The organism is Halosimplex pelagicum, from assembly GCF_013415905.1.
Lineage (GTDB): Archaea > Halobacteriota > Halobacteria > Halobacteriales > Haloarculaceae > Halosimplex > Halosimplex pelagicum.
This window is the reverse complement of the sequence record NZ_CP058909.1, coordinates 3,228,089-3,243,928: the sequence shown is the minus strand read 5'-3', so window position 1 is coordinate 3,243,928 and position 15,840 is coordinate 3,228,089. Positions and strand designations below refer to the sequence as shown.

The 15,840-nt window shown below is 67.7% G+C and carries 17 protein-coding genes; 10 read left to right on the top strand and 7 right to left on the bottom strand.

Annotated features, from left to right (window positions below; all coding sequences use genetic code 11):
• Positions 1-16: 16 nt before the first annotated feature.
• Entirely contained in the window at positions 17-655 is a 639-nt protein-coding gene (locus tag HZS54_RS16205; protein ID WP_179918127.1) for an NAD(P)-dependent oxidoreductase, read from the bottom strand.
• Between the two features lie 415 nt (positions 656-1,070).
• Here HZS54_RS16205 and HZS54_RS26085 point away from each other — a divergent pair, with 415 nt between their 5' ends.
• The 3 genes from HZS54_RS26085 to HZS54_RS16195 are packed head-to-tail and all read left to right on the top strand — an operon-like array spanning position 1,071 to position 2,610.
• Entirely contained in the window at positions 1,071-1,403 is a 333-nt protein-coding gene (locus HZS54_RS26085) for a nucleotidyltransferase family protein (RefSeq protein ID WP_218927077.1), read from the top strand.
• A 24-nt stretch (positions 1,404-1,427) separates the two neighbouring features.
• Complete coding sequence (locus HZS54_RS26080) at positions 1,428-2,003, top strand: nucleotidyltransferase-like protein (RefSeq protein WP_218927076.1); 576 nt, start codon at positions 1,428-1,430, stop codon at positions 2,001-2,003.
• Entirely contained in the window at positions 1,984-2,610 is a 627-nt protein-coding gene (locus HZS54_RS16195) for a Cap15 family cyclic dinucleotide receptor domain-containing protein (protein ID WP_179918126.1), read from the top strand. Before HZS54_RS26080 ends, HZS54_RS16195 begins: the two co-directional genes overlap by 20 nt.
• 312 nt (positions 2,611-2,922) lie before the next feature.
• Here HZS54_RS16195 and HZS54_RS16190 read toward each other — a convergent pair whose 3' ends face one another.
• The 3 genes from HZS54_RS16190 to HZS54_RS16180 all read right to left on the bottom strand — a co-directional run bounded on the left by HZS54_RS16190 (position 2,923) and on the right by HZS54_RS16180 (position 4,926).
• Positions 2,923-3,264, bottom strand: a complete 342-nt coding sequence (locus HZS54_RS16190; RefSeq protein ID WP_179918125.1) for a DUF7521 family protein — start codon at positions 3,262-3,264, stop codon at positions 2,923-2,925.
• Positions 3,261-3,638 carry an ArsR/SmtB family transcription factor gene (locus HZS54_RS16185; protein ID WP_179918124.1) on the bottom strand — a complete coding sequence of 126 codons (378 nt, stop codon included), beginning with the start codon at positions 3,636-3,638 and terminating at the stop codon, positions 3,261-3,263. Before HZS54_RS16185 ends, HZS54_RS16190 begins: the two co-directional genes overlap by 4 nt.
• 157 nt (positions 3,639-3,795) lie before the next feature.
• Positions 3,796-4,926, bottom strand: coding sequence for a TIGR04053 family radical SAM/SPASM domain-containing protein (locus tag HZS54_RS16180; protein WP_179923044.1), 1,131 nt, complete (start codon positions 4,924-4,926; stop codon positions 3,796-3,798).
• Between the two features lie 169 nt (positions 4,927-5,095).
• On the opposite strand from HZS54_RS16180, the gene HZS54_RS16175 reads away from it, so the two are divergent.
• The 5 genes from HZS54_RS16175 (at position 5,096) to HZS54_RS16155 (ending at position 10,101) form a co-directional block, all read left to right on the top strand.
• Entirely contained in the window at positions 5,096-5,476 is a 381-nt protein-coding gene (locus HZS54_RS16175; RefSeq protein WP_179918123.1) for an Htur_1727 family rSAM-partnered candidate RiPP, read from the top strand.
• Complete coding sequence (locus HZS54_RS16170; protein WP_179918122.1) at positions 5,473-6,687, top strand: TIGR04347 family pseudo-SAM/SPASM protein; 1,215 nt, start codon at positions 5,473-5,475, stop codon at positions 6,685-6,687. The genes HZS54_RS16175 and HZS54_RS16170 overlap by 4 nt, the downstream gene beginning before the upstream one ends.
• Before the next feature lie 254 nt (positions 6,688-6,941).
• Positions 6,942-8,486, top strand: coding sequence for a DUF1508 domain-containing protein (locus HZS54_RS16165; protein WP_179918121.1), 1,545 nt, complete (start codon positions 6,942-6,944; stop codon positions 8,484-8,486).
• Positions 8,487-8,780: 294 nt separating this feature from the next.
• Positions 8,781-9,152: a metal-dependent transcriptional regulator gene (locus HZS54_RS16160; RefSeq protein ID WP_179918120.1), complete on the top strand. Its 372-nt coding sequence runs from the start codon at positions 8,781-8,783 to the stop codon at positions 9,150-9,152.
• A gap of 73 nt (positions 9,153-9,225) precedes the next feature.
• Positions 9,226-10,101 carry an SDR family NAD(P)-dependent oxidoreductase gene (locus tag HZS54_RS16155; RefSeq protein WP_425484342.1) on the top strand — a complete coding sequence of 292 codons (876 nt, stop codon included), beginning with the start codon at positions 9,226-9,228 and terminating at the stop codon, positions 10,099-10,101.
• Here HZS54_RS16155 and HZS54_RS16150 read toward each other — a convergent pair.
• Positions 10,095-11,075: a patatin-like phospholipase family protein gene (locus HZS54_RS16150; protein ID WP_179918119.1), complete on the bottom strand. Its 981-nt coding sequence runs from the start codon at positions 11,073-11,075 to the stop codon at positions 10,095-10,097. The genes HZS54_RS16155 and HZS54_RS16150 overlap by 7 nt on opposite strands.
• 77 nt (positions 11,076-11,152) lie before the next feature.
• On the opposite strand from HZS54_RS16150, the gene HZS54_RS16145 reads away from it, so the two are divergent.
• Entirely contained in the window at positions 11,153-12,553 is a 1,401-nt protein-coding gene (locus HZS54_RS16145) for a TIGR00366 family protein (RefSeq protein WP_179918118.1), read from the top strand.
• Between the two features lie 17 nt (positions 12,554-12,570).
• Here the strand turns inward: HZS54_RS16145 and HZS54_RS16140 are convergent, their stop codons facing one another.
• Complete coding sequence (locus HZS54_RS16140) at positions 12,571-13,938, bottom strand: MFS transporter (protein ID WP_179918117.1); 1,368 nt, start codon at positions 13,936-13,938, stop codon at positions 12,571-12,573.
• Between the two features lie 133 nt (positions 13,939-14,071).
• Here HZS54_RS16140 and HZS54_RS16135 point away from each other — a divergent pair, with 133 nt between their 5' ends.
• The gene (locus HZS54_RS16135; protein WP_179918116.1) at positions 14,072-14,590 is read left to right on the top strand and encodes a CNNM domain-containing protein; all 519 of its coding nucleotides are present in this window, start codon (positions 14,072-14,074) and stop codon (positions 14,588-14,590) included.
• 20 nt (positions 14,591-14,610) lie between these two features.
• Here the strand turns inward: HZS54_RS16135 and HZS54_RS16130 are convergent, their stop codons facing one another.
• On the bottom strand, positions 14,611-15,759 hold the full coding sequence (locus tag HZS54_RS16130) for a site-2 protease family protein (protein WP_179918115.1): 1,149 nt from the start codon (positions 15,757-15,759) through the stop codon (positions 14,611-14,613).
• Positions 15,760-15,840 lie beyond the last annotated feature (81 nt).

The window sequence follows — 15,840 nt, the reverse complement described above, 5'->3', positions numbered from 1 at the left end:
CGCAGACACCCCCAGTTCAGTACCCGGTCCCGAGGCAGGTGTGGACCGCCTCGCCCGATTCGAGCACGTCGGCGAGCGCGACGGCGAAGTCCTCCATCGAGATGTAGCTGTCGCCCTCCTCGTCGGCGACGAGTTCGCCCTCGGCGGTGCGGTAGTCGCCGGTGCGCTCGCCGGGCTCGATTACCGCGGCCGGCGCCAGGTACGTCCACTCGAGGTCGTCGGCCTCGGCGAGGACCTCGTATGCCTCGATGGCCGACCGAGCCAGCCCCTCCCACTCGTCGGGGAACTCGTCGGTCTCGACCAGCCGGGTGTCCGGGCCGACGTACAGGCCGCCGGCGCCGCCCGTCCAGACGAGGCGGTCGACCGACGCCCGGCGCATCCCCTCGACCACCGCGTCCATCAGCTCGACCAGCACCGCCGGGTCCTCGTCCTCGCCCGGCCCGAGCGCGCTGGCGACGGCGTCGTGGCCGGTCGCCAGCCGTGCCACGGCGTCGGGGTCGGTCGCGTCGCCCGACACGGCGACGAACGAGGGGTCGTCGACTCCCTCGACCGTTCCGCTCCGCGAGACGCCGGTGACTTCGTGGCCGCGGTCGAGCAGTTCCGTCGCGACGCGCCGTCCGATCCGTCCGCTGGCTCCGAGCAGCAGTACGCGCATGTATCCCGACCGTTGGAGCGTGCCGCACATATAGATCGGACGACATCGGTGTCACCCGACCACACCGATGACACCCGCGGTGTCGTCCAGCGGCGACCCGACCAGTCCAGAGACGGCCGCGTTCGACGAACTATCGCGGTCCTACTCACGGCCGACCGGCTCGCAGTAGTTCCGAACGACGAAATCTGTGCATAGGGTTCAAATAGAATACTGTATACTTCGGCCCTTCAGAGAGCGCTTGTTACTTATATACTGATTCACACCCGGTTTGAATCATCCAATCACAGCCATCTAGATGACTTAGTGTGTGAATAAACAGATTCCACTTTCACCGTGGTAGACGATCGTTTAAGTATATCCGGCTAATACATCACGATTGATGAACGAGTATCTATATACGCAGGTGGGATGTTGAATGGGGATCCCAGACTCAAAGTTCAAGGATTGGCACAAAACGGGAGCTGACGAGGGTTCAAAGGCGGCAGCTAATAGAATTGAACGAATCCTTCAGGAAGGCCGGTCTCCGGTTGAGCAGAGTGATTGCTCGTTTCAGGTTCTACGGCAAGGATCCTACAAGAACACCACTCACACGTACGGTAGCAGCGACGTGGATGTCATCGCCAAGCTCACATCTGCCTGGCATCGGGATCTCTCTGAACTCTCAGAAGATGAGAAGGAGCAGTACCATCGCCACCATGGGACCCCTGATTACGGCTACGACGATTTTTCACAGGATGTGTGGCAGTAGTTAAGTTCTCGATTCGAAAGCACCGTGATCAGCTGGAACGGGAAAGCAATCGAGATCAGCGACGATAGTAGTCGAGTTAGTGTTGATGTCGATCTCGTGCCGTGCGTTGAACACCGCTATTACAAATCCTATGATGGGTATCAAGACGGGGAGTATGAAACTGGGATGGCATTTGAGCCCCGTTACACAGATGAACTGATAGTAAACTACCCTTCGTTCCACTACGAGAATGGATGCAATAAGCATCGGAACTACAAGGAGACCGTCCGTATCTTCAAAAACGCTCGGGACTACTACAATGAGCACTTCGATACCTTATGGACTATCGACGCTCACTCTTATGGGATTGAGTGTCTCATCTACAACGTCCCTGAAGACATCCTAAAGCGAACGAACAGAGCGGATCGTTTTGACGAGACACTGACGTTCTTAGAAAATGAAGAGTGGTCTGAATTCGATCAGGTATCCGAGATGGAGCCACTGTTCGGTAATAGCAATACTCAGTGGAATACAGAAGAAGCAGAGGAGTTCGTCACGCGACTTCGAGAGATGTGGGAAGACTGGTACGACGCTAAGAAAAATGCACAGCTTCTCAACTGACCAAGGGGATCGGCATCAACGGTATATTTTGATCGGAGTTGTAAGTACACTCGTTTATTTTGGAGGTATCCGACTTCTCGGGCCAATTCTAGGACTGACTATCGGAGTGATCTCAACCGCTCTCTACATCGCTTTTACGCGATTTCTCTGGAAGTGGGATTGGTTACATCAACATGGGGTAATTAAGATACCAAATCTCAATGGGAACTGGGAAGGATATATCTACACATCAGAAGATGAGGAGAATATCGGCAATGAAGCAATTGTTACCGATGGGGACCAGAGAGAGAACAAGGTCAAGATCGAGACCAATATCACGATAAAACAAACTTGGGATCGAATACGGATTTCACTCGGAGGCGCTGAATCATCTTCATATAGCCGCTCTGCGACGATCCTTGTGAAAGAGAAAGCATGGCCGACCCTTTCTTACAATTATTTCAATGAGGGCGGGAATTCCGGCGATGACATACATCCTCATTACGGGAGTGCGATGCTTGAATATAAAGAGGAAGAAGACAAACTGGAGGGGAGATATTTCAATCGCCCTGATCACCGTGGAACTCACGGTATTATTGAACTCTGGCGAACAGAGAGAAGTGATTGACCGATCTGCAGGGAGCGTCACTAAAATTAATGTGATTCTCGCTTGTCGCCGTTGAGTTGACCCTCTCCAATTCGAGTAACGACGATCTCCCGGATTCTCGTGCACATTCAGATCCACTGGGCCCGACTTCGATATAGCGACATACGATACATCGTCCGGGAACAGGTCGAACAGCGGGACCGGCGACGATGGGGAAACCGACGGTTCGGCCGCGAGTGTCGCTCCGGACGGGTCTCTCGGGGGAGAGATGCGATCGTCGCGGATGTCGTGGGGTGAAAACGGGGTCTCGGAGGCGCGAGCGACCGGGGACGGCTACTCCGAGTACAGCGAGTAGACGATGACGGCGAAGCCGGTGGCGGTCAGCGCGCTCTCGATGGCGAGCGCGAAGTCGGCGACCGTCTGGTTGTCGACGTTGCCGCCGAAGAAGGGGACGTTCACGCCGAACAGCGAGAAGCGTATCGCCTGGTCGATGGCGCCCGCGAGGAAGGTTCCGGCCGTCACGATCCCGAACCCGACCGCGAGATACCACAGCGGCCGGGCGCCGCTCCGGCGGTAGGCCTTGTAGGAGAAGTAGGTGATCATCCCGCCGAGGATGAGCGTGATCGTCTTCAACGCGACGAGTACGATGGTACCGGGTGTAGCGTGTGGGCTCATGTTTCCTTGCGCACCTCCGACCAGAGCGATTCGAGGCGCTGGTCCGGCGTCCGCGGCCGACGGGCGATCTCGGTTTCGAACTCGCGCTCCTCGGTCAAAGCGATGACGACTTCCTCGAAGTCGACCTCGTAGATGCTGGCGTGCTGGCCGTCCGGGCGGATCTCCGTCCCCTCGAACAGGAGCTGGGCCTCCTCCAGCCGGTCGAGCTTGCGGTAGGTCGTCGACAGGGGGATGTCGCTCTCCTCGGAGATCTCGCTGGCGGTCATCGGTTCCTCCAGCGCGCTGACGATCGCCCGACAGTCCGGGTCGTCGAGCGCGTCGAGCACCTCCTGGAGGTCCGGCGCCTCGTCGTCCGCGAACGGGTCACGGACCATTGCTACCGGCACTTACCGGACGACCGTTATAATCGCACCGACACACGACCGCCGCGATCGGCCGCGACCCGCCGAGAGCGACCGCACCCGACGCCTCGGGCACGTCACACGAATCGAACATGTCCGCCGCGGCCCCGGGGAAGAGCCGTCTCGCGAGTCAGGGGCGCCCGTCGGCCCGGACCGCGTCGGCCGCGTCGTCCCACGGGAGCGGCCCGTCGTAGTCCGGCGGGACGTACCCACAGAGCGGGTCGCTCGCCAGCGGGTCCCCGGTGTGGGCGTACGCCCGCGACCGACTCCCGCCGCACACCCCCCTGAACGGGCAGGCGCCGCACTTCCCGGCCAGTTCGTCGCGGTCCCGCAGCGCCGTGAACAGGTCCGACTCGCGGTACACCTCGGCGACGTGGTCCTCCGGGACGGTGCCCGCCGACTGCGGCAGGAACCCCGACGGGTACACCTCGCCGGTGTGGCTCACGAACGCGAAGCCGTCGCCCGCGAGGACGCTCGCCCGCCGGTTCTCGTCGTCGGTCGGCCCCCCGCTCCCCGCTCCCGACGCACCCGCCGATTCGGCGGCCGCCTGCCGGCGGACTCGACGGTAGTGAGGCGCCTCGGTCGTCTTCAGGCCGAACGGCGCCTCGTCGGCCACCTCGGCCAGCCACTCCATGACCCGCTCGGCGCGCTCGGGCGAAACGGGGTCCAACACCTGCCCGCGACCGACGGGCACGAGGAAGAACACGCTCCACAGCACCGCGCCGAGTTCGGCCACCGCGTCGCGGATCGCCGGCAGGTCCTCGACGGTGTCGGCGCAGACGGTCGTGTTGATCTGCAGCGGGATCCCCGCCTCCTGAGCCTGTCTCGCCGCCCGCATCGTCGCCTCGAAACTCCCCGACTCGCCGCGGAAGGCGTCGTGGCGCTCGGGCGTCGCGCCGTCGAGCGAGAGCGCCATCCGCTTGAGCCCCGCGTCGGCCAGCGCCCCGATCGAGTCGGCGTCGAGTTCGTCCGTCCCGCTGGGGGTCAGCGAGACCGTGAGGCCCCGGTCGGTCCCGTAGTCGACCAGATCGACGAGATCCGGCCGCTTCATCGGGTCGCCGCCCGAGAGGACGACCAGCTGGCGCTCGCCGAAGTCGGCCGCCTGGTCGAGCAGTTCCTTCCCCTCGGCCGTCGAGAGCTCGTCGGGATGGCGAGCCGGCTGTGCGTCGGCCCGGCAGTGGTCGCAGGTCAACTCGCAGGCCTGAGTCACCTCCCAGATGAGGACGAGCGGCCGCTCGGCGGTGTCGACGGGCGGCCGCATCAGCGGCACCTCCGTCGGCGAGCGGTCGGGCGTTCGCGCTCCGAGTTCGGCTTCCCGTCGGCGGCTCCCGGCGGACCCGTTCGAGTCTCGGTCATCGCCGTGGAGTTCGGACCGCGCCACCTAAGCGGGCCGCCGCGTTCCCAGGGAGTGAAAATCCGGTGCGGTGAGTATGAAGGGCGAGGCCGTCTCGTCCGATATGTCCGACCCCGACGACCGCGATTCCGGCGACCGCGAGCCGGGCGACCCGCCCCTCGACGCGACCGTCGACGCGCCCCGCGGCGACGTGACTCGGGAGTGGGAGCTGTTCGTCCGCGAGGCCACCGACGACCCCCTGACCCACGCCGGCAGCGTCAGCGCCCCCTCGGCCGATATCGCCCGCGAACAGGCCGCGCAGCTGTTCGCCTGGAGCGCCGAGGCGCTGTGGCTCTGTCCCGCCGACGAGACCCGACGGTTCGCCGCCGACGGCGTCGCCCTCTCCGAGCGCGCCGGCGAGGCGGTCGAGGCCGACGGCGACGCGCGCTCCGGCGAGAGCGGGGGTGAAGAGGCGTGATCTCGGTCAGCAAGCTCCTCTGCGATCTGGACGCGGAGGGCGACGGCCTCCGCTACGACGCCGCCGACGAGTCCGAGAAGGCGCAGATCCGCGAGCGCAAGCAGCGCCGGCCGGTCGTCGTCTGGAACTGCACGAAGCAGTGCAACCTCTACTGCGACCACTGCTACGCCGCCGCCGAGACCGAGCCCGCCCCCGGCGAGATGACCACGGCGGAGGGCAAACAGTTCCTCGACGAACTCGCCGAGTTCGGCGCGCCCGTCGTCCTCTTCTCGGGCGGCGAGCCGCTGGCCCGGGAGGATCTGGTCGAACTGGTCGACCACGCCAGCGACGCCGGGCTGCGACCCGTCCTCTCGACCAACGGCACGCTGCTGACCGAGGAGCGGGCCGCCGCACTCCGGGACGCGGGCCTGCAGTACGTCGGCGTCTCCGTCGACGGGATGCCCGAGCGCAACGACGCGTTCCGCGGCCAGGAGGGCGCGTTCGAGCGCGCACTGGAGGGGATCGAGGCCTCCCAGTCGGCGGGGCTGAAGACCGGGCTCCGCTACACGATCACCCGACACAACGCCGACGACCTCGAAGACGTGGTCGACCTGCTGGCCGACCGCGGCGTCGACCGCTTCTGTTTCTACCACCTCGACTACGGCGGGCGCGGCGCCGAGATCCAGGATGTGGACCTCACCCCCGAGGAGCGTCGGAGAGCGGTCCGGCGGGTCTGCGAGCTGACCCGCGAGTACCACGACGCAGGCCACGAGATCGAGACGCTGCTGGTGGGCAACTACGCCGACGCGGCCTACCTCGTCGAGTACGCCCGCCGAGAGCTGGGCGAGGCGATGGCCGACCGGATCCGCGGGTACCTCCTGACCAACGGCGGCGACCCGACGGGCGAGCGGATCGCGGACGTGGACTACCAGGGCAACGTCCACCTCACGCAGTTCTGGCAGGGCTACTCGCTGGGCAACGTCCGCGACCGCCCGTTCGGTGACATCTGGACCGACGAGTCCAACCCGCTGCTCGGGGCGCTCCGCGACCGGGAGGAACACCTCACCGGCCGCTGCGCCGACTGTCGGTATCAGGACATCTGCCGCGGCGGCTCCCGCCTGCGGGCGCTGTCGGACGGCGACGACCCCTTCGGCCCGGACCCGCAGTGTTATCTCACCCCCGAAGAGCGCGGGATCGACGGCGAGCGGGACGTTCCGGGCGCCGCGGACTGAGGCCCGCCCACGACTCGTATATCGCTATCCGCGATATCGAATTAGGTGCCATCGCCGGAACACCGACGACCGCGTGCGGTGTCACTGCGGGTCGGCCACGGGGACAGCCAATTTTGGCCGCTACCGAAACCCAGCACGTCGAAGGAACAGCCGAACCACGAGATATCGGGCGAATCGTGCCGTTTCGATCGGCATCGTGATCGCTGACCGCCAACTGATTTTAAGTACCTGGGAAGTAATATCAATATTGAGACATGGCATCCGAGACAAACGACGGGCTGCTGTACGGCGTGTATCGGGATCGAGTCGGGGAACCGACGACACACGACGAGGTTCGGGGGTACTGGGTGTTCCTGACGGGGCTGGTGCTGGGGACGCTGGGGGTCGTCCTGTTCCTGCCGAGTTCGTCGGCGGCCGGGGGTTCGGGGTTCACCCTCCGTGAAGTGAGCATCTTCGTCGCGGCCGTCGGCCTCGCGATGCTGGTCGCGGGATCCGTGATCAGGCTACCGCTCCAGCCGTGGGCCAACTACGCGGCGTATCTCGGGCAGGCCGTCTGTTTCGTCGCGGCGGCCTGGTTCGTGCTGGTGTTCCCGGCGGACTGGAACGTCCAGACGGGTAACCAGCCCGTCATCGTCCTCTACGCCGTCGGGCTCGCGATCATCACGCTGGTCGGCGTCGTCGCACCGCTGATAGCGGGCGTGACCCGCGAGGACCTGGCGGCGAGCGAGGGCAGGAGCGCGGACCTGGAGGCCGAACTCGCCGAAGTTGAGCGGGAACGCGACCAGCTGGCGGCGGAGCTCGAGGAGGCCCGGGACGCGACGGGCGCGAGCGAGAGCGAGTCGGCGGACCTGGAGGCGACGCTCGCCGCGCTCCACGAGAGCCAGGCGCGATTCGAACTGTACGAGGACACGAGCGAGCAGTGGCGCTGGCGGCTCCGCCACCGCAACGGCAACGTCGTCGCCGACAGCGGTCAGGGCTACACCCGCAAACACAACGCCCAGAAGGGGATGGCCAGCGTCCGCCGCAACGCCCTCGGCGCGACGACGCTGCTGTTCGAGCGCGAGGCGGAGATCCCCGACGAGGACGACGAGTTCGAACCCGTCGAGGAACGGGAGAGCCAGGGGACGATCGAGGTCTACGAGGACAGCGCCGGCGAGTACCGCTGGCGGCTCCGCCACGACAACGGGAACGTCCTCGGCGACGGCGGCGAGGGCTACGCCTCGCGGAGCAACGTCCAGCGGGCCGTCGACCGCGTCCAGTCGTACGTCGGGCCGGCCGACTACCTCTGGTTCGACCCCGCCGGCTTCGAGGTCTACCGCGACGAGGCCGACGAGTGGCGCTGGCGGCTCGTCCACCGCAACGGCGAGATCCTCGCCGACGGCGGCGAGGGGTACACCCGTCGCAACGACGCCAACAGGGCGGTCGACCGGGTCCGCGAGCGCGTCGACGACCTGGAGTTCGAGGTCTACGAGGACAACGCCGGCGAACACCGCTGGCGGCTCCTGAGCGACAACGGCGAGATCCTCGCCGACAGCGGCGAGGGGTACAGTTCGCGCGACGAGGCGGAGCAGGCGGTCGACCGCGTCCGCGAGTACGCGCCCGAGGCGGACGCCCTCGACATCGGTCGCGCCGCCTTCGAGATCTACGAGGACGCCGGCGGCGAACACCGCTGGCGGCTCCGCCACCGCAACGGCAACATCCTGATGGACAGCGGCCAGGGGTACAGCGACCGCAGCGGGGCCCGGGACGGTATCGAGAGCGTCAAACGCAACGCCCCGAACGCCGAGCTAGACGCCTGACGCCGTCTCATCGACGGTGAGATTTCCCCCGCGGTGACGGGACGCTCCGGGAACCTCGCCCGACCCGCCAGCCAAACAGTACGTAGTCGGTCTGGACCCCCGCTGCTCGGTCGTGCCCCGGTTTTCGGGCGCCCAGTCGCGGCGTGCGGTCCTCTCTTGTACACTGCTCACCGTAATTTCGGTCGCCCTAAAATCCGGAACCTCTTTATACGATTTAGGCTAGCCTAATCCCATGCGACGGGAGTCGCCCGTATCGAGTGAGGCGGACGACCCAGCGGGGTTCGGCCCGGACCGATGAACAGGGTGCCACAGTACCTCCTGGCCATCTACATCGCGGAACACCGGCGCAGTCCGCCGGTTCCGCCGGGGAGGATGGCCGAGATGCTCGACAGGTCGCCGGCGGCGGCGACGGAGATGTGCCAGCGGCTCGCCGACGACGGGCTGGTGGCCTACGAACCATACGAGGGCGTGACGCTGACCGAGGCGGGCCGCGAGCGGGCCGAACAGCTCCACGAGACGTACGTGACCGTCTCGTGGTTCTTCCGGGGGGTGCTCGACCTCGACGACCACGAGACGGAGGCGATGGAGCTGGCCGGGCTGGTCAGCCCGATGGTCGCCGAACGGCTCGCGGCGACGCTCCCCAGCGATCCCGAGGCCGCCGAGTGAGTCGGTCCGCGGCTCGTCGCTCGCCGGGTCGGCCGTCCCGTAGCTATTACCGCGTTCGGTCCGTCGTCGACGCATGGCAGATATGACAGTCGAGGAGGCGATGGAGAAGTACGGCCCGAGCGAACTGACGCGGGACGACCTCCTCGTGGTCGACGACCCGAACTACGCGAGCGAGAACGTCGCCATCGTCACCGGCGGCGGCGCCGGGATCGGGCGGGCGACGGCGCTGGCGTTCGCGGCGAACGGGCTCACCGCGGTCGCGACCGACCGCGACGAAGCGGGGCTCGCGGAGACGCGGTCGATGGCGGCGGACCTAGACCTTCCCGGGCGCGTCGAGACGGTCGTCGCCGACCTGACCGACGACGCCGACCTGGAACGGATCGTCGAGGCGGCCGCCGACCTGGGGTCGGTCCGGTACCTGATCAACAACGCGGGCCTCCAGACCGTCGCCCCCATCGAGTCGTTCCCGATCGAGAAGTACGACCTGATGCACGACGTGATGCAGCGCGCCCCGCTGGTCCTCGCGAAACACTGCTTCCCGCAGTTCCGGGACAACGACGACGGACGGGGGGTCGTCGCCAATATGTGTTCGGTCCACGGCCACATCGTCACCCGCGACAAGGTCGCGTACAACACGACGAAGTTCGGCCTCCGCGGGCTCACCCAGTCCATCGCCGCCGAGGGGGAGGGGGCGATCCGGGCGTTCACCGTCAGCACCGCCTACGTCAAGACGGCGCTCGTCGCCAAGCAGTTGCCCGACACCGCCGACCGCCGCGACATGACCGTCGACGAGGTCGTCGAGAAGGTCATGCTGGAGCGGACGCGCGTCAAGGAGATGATGGAGCCCTACGAGGTCGCGAACCTCTTCGTCATGGGCTGTTCACACCACAGCAGACACCTCGACGGCGGCGACATGACCCACGAGGGCGGGATGAGCCTCACCTACTGAGCCGCCGACTCGCCCGCCCGCTCGTCGAGGAACGACGCGGCGGCCTGCTCGCCGTCGCGGATGAGGCGGTCGATGAACTCCGGGCTGCGGTCGAGTTTCGTCCGCCAGTCGAGCCCCTGTCGGCGAAAGCGGATCCGCTTGATCTCCGTGTGGGTGTAGCGGTCCGGGAGGTATCCCTTCTCGATCCACTCGTTGACCTGTTTGACGAACCGGATCTCGCCGTTCATCGAGAGGTTCCCCGCAAGTTCGTTGCGCCGGTCGTTGATTTCGGCCATCGTCTTCGGGACGCGCGCCCGCTCCTGGGGGTTGATCTTCACGAGCCAGACCTCGTCGGGGTCGGTGACGTCGTCCATGGTCATGAAGTCCTGTATCGGCGGGTTCTTCGAGAACAGCCCGTCCCAGTAGAGCCCGCCGTCGTACTCGACGGCCTCGAACAGGTGGGGCTCGGCCGCCGAGGCGAGGATCGCCTCCGGACAGATCTCGTCTTCGCGGAAGATCTCGAACTCGCCGGAGAGCACGTCGATGGCGCTGACGAGCAGCGCGGGCTCGCTCCCGTCGAGGAGGTCGGGGATCGCCGCGAAGTCGACGTGGCGGTCGAGCAGCCGGCGCATCTCCGTCTGGCCCCACCGTGCGCCCGCCGAGTGGTACGGGCTGACCTCGGGGACCGCGAACCCCATCTGTTCCAGTCCGCTCCCCCACTGGACCGCGGCGTTCGCGAACCGATGGGCGGGCCGTCGCGCGGCCAGGTCCGCCCAGAACTCGACGAGCAGGTCGCGCGGCGAGCGGTCGGGGTGGACGCGGCCATACCAGGCGAGCAGCGCGCAGATGGCGCCTCCCGACGTGCCGCTGAACCCGACGACGTTCGCGTCCGGCTCGGGGTGGTCGAACAGCTCCCCGAGGACGCCCGCGGTGAAGGCCGTGTGGCTCCCGCCGCCCTGGCAGACGACCGCGACGTTCGGGGTCTCGTCGCTCATGTCTCCCCACTTGTCGAGGAGCCCCTTGTACCTACTCGTCCCCGGTCTTTTTCTACTCGTGGTCGGTCCCCCCAGTCGTGCTCGACCTGCTTCGCCGCTCGGGCGAACGGTGTTCGGACCTCTCGGAGGAGTACATCCCGGACCCGTACGTCATCGCGATCGTCCTCACGTTCGTCGCCAGCGGTGCCGCTCTCGCCACGGGCTCGGGCCCGGGGGAGACGCTCCGGGCCTGGACGGGCGGCGTCTGGAGTCTGCTACCGTTCATGGCCGCCATCTCGGTCCTGCTGATGGCCGGCGACGCCATCGCCAAGTCGCCGACGTTCACCCGCGGCCTCGAACGGCTCGCGCGGCTCCCGAACTCCCGGTTCACGGCGGTCTGGTTCACGTCGTTCGTCGCCATGACCGCCGCCGTGGTCTCGTGGGCGATCGGCCTCATCGTCGGCGCGATCATGGCCAAGCGGGTCGCCTACGAGTGCCGGGAGAAGGGGATCGCCGTCCACTACCCCCTGCTGGCCGCCGCCGGGTACACGAGCCTCATGGTGTTCCACGGCGGCCTCTCCTCGTCGGTCGGCCTCCTGATGGCCGACCCGTCGCTCATCCCGGCGACGTTCCCCGAGTACGCCCGCGTCGGGATCCCGCTCGCGGGAACGATCGGGAGCCCCGCCAACATCGTCACCACGGGGACGCTCCTGGCCGTCGTGCCGGTCGTCATGGGACTGCTCCACCCCGAGGACGGCGTCCGGGAACTCCCGCGGCGGACCTACCGCGAGATCGACGCGGTCGTGACCGAGAGCCGGGGCGGCGACCCGGCGACCGACGGCGGCGAAGACAGCCGATCGATCGCGGACCGATTGAACGATTCGAGGGCCATCGGCCTCTCCGTCGCGCTGTTCCCGGCCTACTTCGTGGTCGACGCGTGGGTGATCCGACCCGGCGGCATCGCCAACCTGACGCTCAACAGCATCAACGCCCTGTTCCTGCTGCTCGCCATCGCCCTCTGGACGCGCCCGACGGCCATCGTCGCCCAGATGAAAGACAGCGTCACGAACGTCTCGGGGATCATCTTCCAGTTCCCCTTCTACGCCGGGATCGCGGGCCTGCTGACGGGAACGGGACTGGCGACGCTCATCGTCGAGTTCTTCGGCGCGTTCGCGACGCCGGCGACCTGGCCGGTGGTCGGCGTCCTCGTCGCCGGGGTCGTCAACGTCTTCATCCCGTCGGGCGGCGGGCAGTGGGTGGCGATGGGGCCGATCATGCTCGACATCACCACCGGCTTCGGGTACGAGCCCGAGCAGGCGGTCGTCATCGAGATGCTCGGCGACCAGCTGACCAACATGATCCAGCCGTTCTGGGCGATCCCGCTGCTGGCCATCGCCGACCTGCGAGCCCGCGACATCATCGGCTACACCGCCGTCGCGATGGTGGCCGGGTTCGTCGTCGTCTGCGGCTGGCTCACGCTGTTTTTCGTCGTCCTGTGACCGAGGAGCGGTCGGGGTCAGTCCGGTCGCGGCCCGTCGCTGTCCCCCAAGCCGGCCGCCGACCCCGCGTCGCCCGCGGCGTCGGACGGCCCGACTGCGCGCTCGCCGCCCGAGAGCATCCCGAGTGAGAGGACCAGCCCGCCGCCGAGCAGCACGAGACCGCCCGCGACGGCGAAGGCGACAGTGTAGCCGGTGGTCGCGGCCCAGCCGCCGAGGACGCCGCCGACCCCGCCGGCGACCGCCCCCAGCGCGGTGTGGACGCCGAGCACGTCGCCGCGCAGGTCGGGCGGGGCGAGCCGCGTGACGATGGCCGTCCCGACGACGGCGATGACCGCCCACGTCAGCCCGAGGACGGCGAGCGCCGTCCCGACGGCGACAAATCCTACCGCCAGCGCGCCGAGTCCGGCGAGGGCGGCGACCGCCGGGAAGAACAGCCCGCGGACCGCGAGCGCGCCCGACTGGAGCAGCCGCACGTCGTAGCGGGCGGCCAGCCGCCCGGCGCCCTCGTAGAGGACCGCGGAAGCCAGACTGGAGACCAGGTACAGCGCGAACACCTGACCGGATCCGAATCCGGCGTCAGTGAGAAACAGCGGCAGCGGCGCCCAGAACGCCGCGAAGCCCGTGAAGAACAGCGCGGCGGCGGCGAGGTACGTCCCCAGCGCGGGGTCGATCCGGCCCGCCAGCGCCCGCGGGTCGACGGTCCGGGTCGTCCAGTACAGCCGGTTGGGCGCGAACGCGAAGGTCGCGCCCCTGACGTTCCGGCGGGAGTTCGTGACGAACCGGGCGATCCGGCGGACCTTCCGCTCGCTCGTGACGTGTCCCTCGGGCCGGGGGAGCGTCCGAGCCGCGCCGACGGCGCTGACCAGCGCACAGGCCGCGAGCAGCCAGAACAGCGCGCGCGTCGCCGCGTCCGCGCCGACGAGGCGAACCCCGACGAGCGGCCACACCGTCCCGAGGACGAGGCCGCCGGCCCAGCCGTAGCCCTGGTACTTGTTCAGCAGGCCGATCCGCTCGCCCCAGGCCGACTCGGGCGCGTCGTCGACGACCAGCATCGTCAGCACCGGCGCGACGGAACCGACCACCAGCCACAGCGCCGCGTTGGCGACGACGACGGCCGTGACGCCGGTCAGGAGCGGGACGGCGGCGAGCGCGAGCGCGACCACCGCCAGCGTGGCGAGGACGAGCGAGCGACGGTGGCCCACCCCGTTCGCGAGCCGCCCGAACAGGACCGCACCGGGGGCGCCGACCAGCGCCGCCGTCGACGCGAGCAGGCCGAGCTGGACGGGAGAGGCCCCGAGCTGGACGACGTACAGCGGGACCAGCAGCGAGGCTCCGCCGAAGGAGACGGACCCGAGCGCCCACGGGTAGAGCCAGCGGTCGGTCATCGGCGTGTCGTCCGCTCGTTGGGAAACCCGGCGTAAATAGCCCGGTGGCCTCCGGCCGGCGGGACGGACGGCTGGGGCGCGACGTTCGACCTGGCGGCCGGGGATTCATCCGTCCGGTCGCCGACACCCACCTATGGTCACGCTCGCCGTCCTCGTCCCGTCGGTCGCCGCGGTGGTCGTTCTGGTCGCGCTCAGCGCCTTCTTCTCCAGCAGCGAGTCGGCGATCTTCTCGCTGCCCGAGGAGTGGGTCCGCGAGGCGGCGGCCGACGGGTCGCCCGACGGCGCCGCGCTCGCGGAGCTCCGCGCGGACCCTCACCGGCTGCTGGTCACGATCCTCGTCGGGAACAACGTGGTCAACATGGCGATCTCCAGCATCGTCACGCTGCTGGTCGCCGACGTGTTCTCCCCGGGACTGGCGGTCGTCCTCGCGACGGTCGGGGCGAGCACGCTCATCCTCGTCTTCGGCGAGATCGTCCCGAAGTCCTACGGGCTCGGCCACGGCCGGACGTGGAGCCGCCGCGTCGCCCGGCCGCTCAAACTGGTCGAGGTAGCGCTCGGCCCGGTAGTGTCGCTGTTCGACGCGGGCACGCGGCGGCTGACGGCGCTCGTCGGGGGCAACCAGGGCATCGAGGAGAACCTGCTCGACGAGTAGCCGTCGCGGTCGTCGCCCGGTCAGAACGCTTCCTTCGGGCCGATATCGACGCCGTCGCGACGGAACTGCAGCACGTGCGTGAAGTCCTCGGCCGAGACGAGGCCGACCACCTCGCCGCCGTCCTCGACGAAGGCGTACCCCGACGGGTGGGTGCTCAGTTCGACGAACGCGTCGAAGGCGGGCGAGTCGAGCGGGACCCGCGGCAGGTCGGTGGTCGCGATCTCGCGGACCCGCGTGGTGTCGTGGTCGGCGGAGTCGGTTCGGCGCACGGCGTCGAGGGCGACGACGCCGACGGTCTCGCCGGCGTCGACGACCGGGTAGACCGTCCGCCGGTCGCGGATCATCCGGTCGGTGAACGCGGCGACCGACTCGTCGGCGTCGATGGGCTCGGCGTCGAGTCGCGCCACGTCGCGCACGGTCAGGTCCGTGAGCAGGCCCTGGAGCATCACCGTCCGCGACTCCGTCGAGGCCGCGCCGTAGATGAACAGGGCGAGCAGGAGCAGCATCGGCGCGAAACTGAGAACGCCGACGACGGCGAACAGCACGGCGAAGCCGGTGCCGAAGCGGGCGGCGGTCGCGGTCGCCGCCTCGTACGGTCGGGTGCGGGCGAGCAGCGCCCGGAGGACCCGCCCGCCGTCCATCGGGAACGCGGGCAGGAGGTTGAAGACGGCCAGCAGAATGTTCGTGACGACGAGCCAGCCGAAGACGAACCCGACCACGGTGGCCGACCCGGGGACGGCGAGCAGGATCGCGTAGCACGCGACGCCGGTGAGGACGCTCGTGATCGGCCCGGCGATGGCGATCCAGAACTCGCGGTTCCACTCGCGGGGCATCTCCTCCAGGGCGGCGATACCGCCGAGCAGCCAGAGCGTGATCGACTGCGTGCCGATGCCGTACCTGCGGGCCGCCCAGGCGTGGCCGAGTTCGTGGACGCCGACGCTGGCGAACAGGCCGACGGCGGCGCCGGCGCCGATCACCCACGGCGTCGACCCCGCGGTGAGCGTCGCCACGTCGAACTGCGTGGGCGCGAACGTGTTGACGATGTTCGCGTAGACGTCGATCTGCGTTCCGCTCCCGATGATCCACGCGAGGATCGGGAGGAAGACGACCAGAGAGACGTTGATCCGGATGGGGATCCCCCAGACCGAGCCGACCGTGAAATCTCGCATCGATCCCAGGGACGGAGTGAACCCCCAAAAGACACGGGGGCACGGTCCGGTGAAAGCGAGCGGACGTGTCGCCGGACCGCC

Bases quoted from the DNA above. Each gene is read 5' to 3' on its own strand.
- HZS54_RS16205 (WP_179918127.1), bottom strand. From the start codon at position 655: ATGCGCGTACTGCTGCTCGGAGCCAGCGGACGGATCGGACGGCGCGTC.
- HZS54_RS26085 (WP_218927077.1), top strand. From the start codon at position 1,071: ATGGGGATCCCAGACTCAAAGTTCAAGGATTGGCACAAAACGGGAGCT.
- HZS54_RS16195 (WP_179918126.1), top strand. From the start codon at position 1,984: ATGCACAGCTTCTCAACTGACCAAGGGGATCGGCATCAACGGTATATT.
- HZS54_RS16190 (WP_179918125.1), bottom strand. From the start codon at position 3,264: ATGAGCCCACACGCTACACCCGGTACCATCGTACTCGTCGCGTTGAAG.
- HZS54_RS16185 (WP_179918124.1), bottom strand. From the start codon at position 3,638: ATGGTCCGTGACCCGTTCGCGGACGACGAGGCGCCGGACCTCCAGGAG.
- HZS54_RS16180 (WP_179923044.1), bottom strand. From the start codon at position 4,926: ATGCGGCCGCCCGTCGACACCGCCGAGCGGCCGCTCGTCCTCATCTGG.
- HZS54_RS16175 (WP_179918123.1), top strand. From the start codon at position 5,096: ATGAAGGGCGAGGCCGTCTCGTCCGATATGTCCGACCCCGACGACCGC.
- HZS54_RS16165 (WP_179918121.1), top strand. From the start codon at position 6,942: ATGGCATCCGAGACAAACGACGGGCTGCTGTACGGCGTGTATCGGGAT.
- HZS54_RS16160 (WP_179918120.1), top strand. From the start codon at position 8,781: ATGAACAGGGTGCCACAGTACCTCCTGGCCATCTACATCGCGGAACAC.
- HZS54_RS16155 (WP_425484342.1), top strand. From the start codon at position 9,226: ATGGCAGATATGACAGTCGAGGAGGCGATGGAGAAGTACGGCCCGAGC.
- HZS54_RS16150 (WP_179918119.1), bottom strand. From the start codon at position 11,075: ATGAGCGACGAGACCCCGAACGTCGCGGTCGTCTGCCAGGGCGGCGGG.
- HZS54_RS16140 (WP_179918117.1), bottom strand. From the start codon at position 13,938: ATGACCGACCGCTGGCTCTACCCGTGGGCGCTCGGGTCCGTCTCCTTC.
- HZS54_RS16135 (WP_179918116.1), top strand. From the start codon at position 14,072: ATGGTCACGCTCGCCGTCCTCGTCCCGTCGGTCGCCGCGGTGGTCGTT.
- HZS54_RS16130 (WP_179918115.1), bottom strand. From the start codon at position 15,759: ATGCGAGATTTCACGGTCGGCTCGGTCTGGGGGATCCCCATCCGGATC.